The following is a 5,849-nucleotide window of genomic DNA, read 5'->3' as shown; positions in this document are numbered from 1 at the left end:
CGATCCCGCCCACCCGGGTCGGCGGGGAGATCCGGTTCCCGGACGGCCGGCTGACCGTGCCGTTGGTCAGCGCGGCCGAGGCGTACCGGCAGCTCGACCAGGGCGACCCGGAGCCGTGCCCGGGGCGGCCGAAACGACAAGGGCTTCCGAGCCCCGGCGGCCCCACCGTCGAACCAGGACCGGACGGCTGGGTCACCAGCGCGCCGCAGACCGCCTGCCTCGCGCTGACCGTCACCGGCGTGACGTTCGGGACCGTACCGGTCCACACCAGCCGGGGTGAGGCGCAGGTGCCGGCCTGGCTGTTCACCATCGAGGAGCTGGCGACCCCGGTGGCCCGACTCGCCGTCGCGTCGACGGCTGTCACGCCGGTTCCCGAGCCCGCCACGCCGCCCCGGCCTCTGCCGGACGGGCTGGTCGCCGCCCAGGACCTGGCCGCGGTCGACGGCGCGGGGCTGACCGTCCGACTCGGAGTCGGCGCCTGCGACACCGGCATCACCCCGCTGGTGTGGGAGGGGCCGGACGCCGTGGTGGTGGGTGGCGGCGTCACCCGGTCCACCGGCGTCTGCCCCGACCTGCTCAAACTCGAACCGGTCACGGTGACCCTCGCGGCGCCGCTGGGCGCCCGCCCGGTGCTGGACGTCTTCACCGGCGCCCCGCTGTCGATCGCCGCACGCTGACCGACGGGCCGGTCAGAGGATGCTGGGCACCTCGGCGCTGATCGGTACCGGCAACACGGTGGGACGGTCGGCGCGCAGCCCGGCGGTGAGCGCCGCGCCGAGCTGGTCGGGGCTCTGGACCACCTCGGTGGCGCAGCCGTAGCCGGCCGCGATGGCGGTGATGTCCAACCCCGGCAGGTCCAGCCCGGGCACCCCGGGCGTCTCCTTGAACTCGGCGAACGCCTTGAGGATCGCGTACTGCTGGTTGACCGGGACGACGACCACTACCGGCAGCGACAGGCGCGCGGCAGTCCACAGCGCCTGTACCGAGTAGTGGAACGAACCGTCGCCGATCACCGCCACCACCGGCCGACCCCGGCCGGTGTCCCGCTCGGCCAGGGCCACGCCGACCGCGGCCGGCAGGCCGTAGCCGAGACCGCCGCTGGCCATCGTGAAGTACGACGCCGGTCGGGTGACCCGCAGTCGGCGGCGTAGCGCGGCCAGGTTGGACGGTGACTCCTGCACCAGCACCCCGTCGGCCGGCCAGTGCCCGGCCAGCGCGGCGAACAGCGCGTCGGCGGACAGCGGCGTGCTGATGTCCGGCGCGGCGTGGTTGGCGCGGGCCACCGGGGGAGTCCGGTCGGCCTGCGGGAGCAGTTCCAGCAGCGCGGCCAGGGTCAGCCCGGGATCGCCGAGCAGGCTGTCCCCGACCGGGGCTCGCGCGGCCTCGTCCGGGTCGTCGGTGACGTGCAGCAGGCGGGTACCGGAGGGCAGGTGCTCGCCCGGCACGTACGGGTAGTAGCGGAACACCGGTGCGCCGACCACCAGCACCGTGTCGTGGCCGCTCAGCTTCTCGGCAAGGGGCCCGATCGCGAACGGCAGCACGCCACGGAAGTGCGGGTGGTCCTCCGGGAAGCCGGCCCGCTCCGGTGCCGGTGCCGACCAGACGGGCGCGGCCAGCCGCTCGGCCAGCGCGACGGCCTCCGACCAACTGCCGGAGCGGTCCACCCCCGGCCCGAACACCAGCACCGGGTCGCGGCTGCCGGCCAGGACCCGGGCGAACTCGTCCAGCCGCTGCGGGTCCGGCCCGAACCGGGTGGCCACCGAGCGCACCTCGGGTGTCGGCCCGGCGGGCTGGGCCCAGTCGTCCATCGGCAGCGACAGGAAGACCGGCCCGGCCGGGGGTTGCACCGCTGTCGCATACGCCCGCAGCACCGCTGCGGGGATGTCCTGCGCCCGGGCCGGCTCGTAGGCCCACTTGACGTACGGCTGGGGCAGTTCGGTGGCCCGCCGGCTGGTCAGTCGGGGTTCGAGCAGCAGCATCTCCCGGGTCTGCTGGCCGGCCGTGACGATCAGCGGGGTCTTGTTGTGCCAGGCGGTGACCAGGTTGCCCATGCCGTTGCCGGTCCCCGGGGCGGTGTGCAGGTTGACGTGCGCCGGTACGCCGGCGGCCTGGGCGTAGCCGTCGGCCATCGCGACCGCCGTCGCCTCCTGCAGGGCGTGGACGTAGTGGAAGTCGGCTGGGAAGTCCCGGAGGAACGGCTCCTCGGTCGACCCGGGGTTGCCGAAGACGGTGGTCATACCGAGGGTGCGGAGCACGTCGTACGTCGCGTCCCGGACCGTAGCCATCGTCGCCTGCCTCCGTCTCGCGCGCAGGGACGACAGCGGTCGCCCTCCCGATCATTCGAATCTATCGGGATGTGACGGACCTTTTCGGGCGTTTCCGCGGCGCGTTCGTCTCCGACGGCGGCTCAGGGCAGCGTGAAGGGCAGGGTGATGCCGTCGAGCGCCCGACCACAGGCGCAGTCCTGGGCGGCCGGGAGCGCGGCCAGGGCGTCCAGCAGCACGTCCCGCAGCCGGTCGGTGTTCGCCGCGAAGACCTGGAACACCTCGTCCTGGGTCACCGAATCACCCGCCTGGACCCCGGCATCCAGGTCGGTGACCAGGGCGATCGACGAGTAGCAGAGAGCCAGCTCCCGGGCGAGGACCGCCTCCGGGTGGCCGGTCATGTTCACGACAGTGCCCCCGATCGAGGCGAACCAGCGCGACTCGGCCCGGGTGGAGAACCGCGGACCCTCCACCACCACGACCGTGCCGCCGTCCACGGCCGCGACGGTCCGACCCGCGGCGGCGGCGAGCAGCGCGCGCCGGCCGTGCGGGCAGTACGGATCGGCGAACGGCACGTGCACGGCACCCCGGTCGTAGTAGGTCTGCGTCCGGCCGCTGGTCCGGTCGATCAACTGGTCCGGCACCACGAACGTGCCCGGTCCCAGCTCAGGGCGGAGCCCACCGACCGCGCAGGGGGCGAGCACCTGGCGTACGCCCAGGGAGCGCAGCGCCCAGAGATTGGCCCGATAGGGGATCAGGTGCGGTGGATATCGATGGTCCCGACCGTGTCGGGGCAGGAACGCAACCCGCCGACCGGCCACCTCGGCGATGGTCACCGCGTCCGACGGCGGGCCGTACGGGGTGTCCAGCTCGTGCGCGGTGCCGTCGAGGAGCGCGTACAGGCCCGAACCGCCGATCACTGCCACGTCCGCCGTCGGCGCCATCGAACCTCCGTCTCAACTGTCCGATCACCTGCTGGTCAGACCTTAGCCAGCGCCCGGGACGCAGGCTATGGTGCCAGGCATGGCGTTGACAGCGCGGTTGATCCCGATGCACCGTGCGGATCCGGTGGGTGACGGATCCCCGGTGCGGGCTCACGGTTGACGGGTGTGTGGGATGCAGGGAGAGGGCCAGGCGATCGGCGGACGAGCGATGGAGTCGATGACCGGGCGGCTGCTGGTCGCGACTCCGGCGCTCAAGGACCCGAACTTCGACCGTACGGTGGTGCTGCTGGTCGCCCACGAGCCGGGAGGCGCGCTCGGCGTGGTGCTGAACCGGGCCACCGAGGTGCCGGTCGCTGACGTGCTCGGCGACTGGAGCGACCTGGCCCGGCACCCGGCGGTGCTCTTCGAGGGCGGCCCGGTGCAGCCCGACTCGGCCATCTGTCTCGCCCGGATGCGGCACCCGATGCGTCGGGTCAAGGGGTTCCACCAGGTGTCCGGGGCGGTCGGCACGATCGACCTGTCGGTCGACCCGGAGCGGCTGCGGGAGAGCATCGGCGGCATCCGGGTGTTCGCCGGCTACTCGGGCTGGGGCAGCGGGCAGCTGGAGCAGGAGATCGACGACGGCTCCTGGTTCGTGCTGGACGCGCTGCCCGGCGACGCGTTCGTCGACCGTCCGGACGACCTGTGGCCGATGGTGCTGCGCCGGCAGGGCGGGATGATGGCGGCCATAGCCCACTTCCCCCCGGACGTGGCGCTGAACTGACCGGCGGGTGGGGGCACCCCGCGAGATGACCATGCCGGCCGGTCTGTGTATAGTTTCCCAGTGCCCGGGCGACCGGGACGACAGCAAGGGGCCGTGGCGCAGCTGGTAGCGCACCACACTGGCAGTGTGGGGGTCAGGGGTTCGAGTCCCCTCGGCTCCACCTTGCGGACGCAGGTGAACGGCCCGGTTGATGATCATCAACCGGGCCGCTTCCTGTTGTCTACCCGACCCGCGGGGTCAGGCGGGGCTGCCGGTGACGGAGGTACCGGACTTCGTCACGCGGTAGGTGATCTTCGTGCCGCTCCAGAAGTGGAACGTGAGGGTGACCGCGCCGTCGTTGACCTCGGCGAAGAACTCCGGCTTCATGATGATCGTGTTAGCGGTGTAGTCGGGTTGGAAGTTGCTCCAGAACTCCTTGTACGAGGTCCAGTTGGCCGGCCCGGCGGGGCTGCCGTCGGCGTACTTCGCCTCCATCGTGGCGAGCTGGTCACCGCGGAACTGGGTCGGGATGGTGAACGAGCTGGTCGTGCCGCTGGCCGCCGACTGGGTCGGCGGGTCGTACGAGATGACGCTGATCGGCCAGGGCACGCCCTGCGAGAAGGTCGCTTCGAGGTTCGCGTTGACGCCTGGGGCGCGGTTGCCGACCAGGCGGGTCAGCGCCGCGCTGGTCAGGGTCAGCGTGTTGCCGGACACGGTGTAGTCGGTACCGTTGGTCAGCACGGTGCTGCCCTGCCGCAGGCTCCGGAACGAGGCGCCGTTGAGGTTCAGGGTGAGGGACCTGCTGGTGACGGTGCCGCTACGGGGTACGTAGATCTGGTCCGACGACGCGGTGGCCGAGCGGGTGGTCCAGCTCGCCTTCATCAGCGCGAACAGGCCGGGGTCGCGCCACTGGAGGTCGTTGCGGTTGAGGAACGAGCCGGCGTCCCAGAGCATGGTGGTGAGCTTGCGGATCCGGGCCTGGTAGCCGACGGCCTCGACGTACTTGAGCACTTCGCCGCGCTCGATGATGCCCGGCCGGGTGTAGTCGTAGCTGAGCAGCGCCCACTCGCCGACGATCACCGGGATGCCCCGGGCGACGAAGGTGTTGGCCACCCGGTCGAATCCGTCGACCATGTCCTGTTCGACGTTGGAGTCGTAGCGGGTACCGCCGGCGATGTTGACGCTGAACGGCCACCATCCGTAGAAGTGGACGGTCGCCGCGATGTTCCTGTCGCCCAGCTGGTTGATCGTGGTCGACAGCGCGTCGAGCTGCGCCTGGTTGGAGTTGGTGTACAGGGTGGGCAGCACGAGCAGCCGGCTGGCGTTGTTTCCACCCGACTGGCGCACGAGGCGGACGAACGCGACGTTGAGGTCGCGCAGCACCTCGTCGCTCTGGGCGTCGCCGGACGTGCCGGTGAACTGCGGCTCGTTGATGCTCTCGAAGGTGAGCTTCGACGAGTGGTTGCGGAACGTGGTGGCGATCTGGGTCCACAGCGCGGTGTAGCGGTTCATCACAGTCGTCCGGTCACCGGGGTAGCCGTTGATCCACTGCCAGGAGTCGTGGTGCAGGTTGACCAGCACGTAGAGGCCCTCGGCCAGCGCCCAGTCGACCACCTGGCGGACACGGCTCAACCAGACCTGGTCGATCGTGTACGCCGGGGCGGGACCGTGGTGGTTGCTCCAGGTGATCGGGATCCGGATGCTGTTGTAGCCCTCCGACTTCACCTTCCGCAGCAGGGCCTGGGTGACGAGCGGGTTGCCCCACGCGGTCTCGTCGGGGATCGCGTCGAGGGTGTTGCCGAGATTCCAGCCGGGCTGCATCGCCGCCACCGTCGCCATGGCGTCGCCGCTCGTCACCCAGGCCCTGCTGCGGAAGGTGAAGTCGGAGGGCTACAACAG

General features: G+C 71.4%; 5 protein-coding genes and 1 tRNA gene. 3 read left to right on the top strand and 3 right to left on the bottom strand.

The window, feature by feature from the left end; all coding sequences use genetic code 11:
* Positions 1-677, top strand: a 677-nt coding sequence (locus FHG89_RS00725; protein WP_139581950.1) for a hypothetical protein, incomplete at its 5' end; no start/stop codon positions are given.
* Between the two features lie 12 nt (positions 678-689).
* Here the strand turns inward: FHG89_RS00725 and mdlC are convergent.
* The gene (mdlC, locus tag FHG89_RS00720) at positions 690-2,285 is read right to left on the bottom strand and encodes a benzoylformate decarboxylase (RefSeq protein WP_139581949.1); all 1,596 of its coding nucleotides are present in this window, start codon (positions 2,283-2,285) and stop codon (positions 690-692) included.
* 122 nt (positions 2,286-2,407) lie between these two features.
* A complete protein-coding gene (locus FHG89_RS00715; RefSeq protein WP_139581948.1) occupies positions 2,408-3,208 on the bottom strand; it encodes an S-methyl-5'-thioadenosine phosphorylase in 801 nt (266 codons plus the stop codon).
* A 172-nt stretch (positions 3,209-3,380) separates the two neighbouring features.
* On the opposite strand from FHG89_RS00715, the gene FHG89_RS00710 reads away from it, so the two are divergent.
* On the top strand, positions 3,381-3,971 hold the full coding sequence (locus FHG89_RS00710) for a YqgE/AlgH family protein (RefSeq protein ID WP_139581947.1): 591 nt from the start codon (positions 3,381-3,383) through the stop codon (positions 3,969-3,971).
* Positions 3,972-4,058: 87 nt separating this feature from the next.
* Positions 4,059-4,131 (top strand) — tRNA-Ala (locus tag FHG89_RS00705).
* Positions 4,132-4,208: 77 nt separating this feature from the next.
* Here FHG89_RS00705 and FHG89_RS00700 read toward each other — a convergent pair.
* Entirely contained in the window at positions 4,209-5,807 is a 1,599-nt protein-coding gene (locus tag FHG89_RS00700) for a cellulase family glycosylhydrolase (protein WP_139581946.1), read from the bottom strand.
* Positions 5,808-5,849: the final 42 nt, after the last annotated feature.

The sequence above is a fragment of the Micromonospora orduensis genome, assembly GCF_006228125.1.
Taxonomy (GTDB): Bacteria; Actinomycetota; Actinomycetes; order Mycobacteriales; family Micromonosporaceae; genus Micromonospora; species Micromonospora orduensis.
This window is presented reverse-complemented; position numbering and strand designations above follow the sequence as displayed.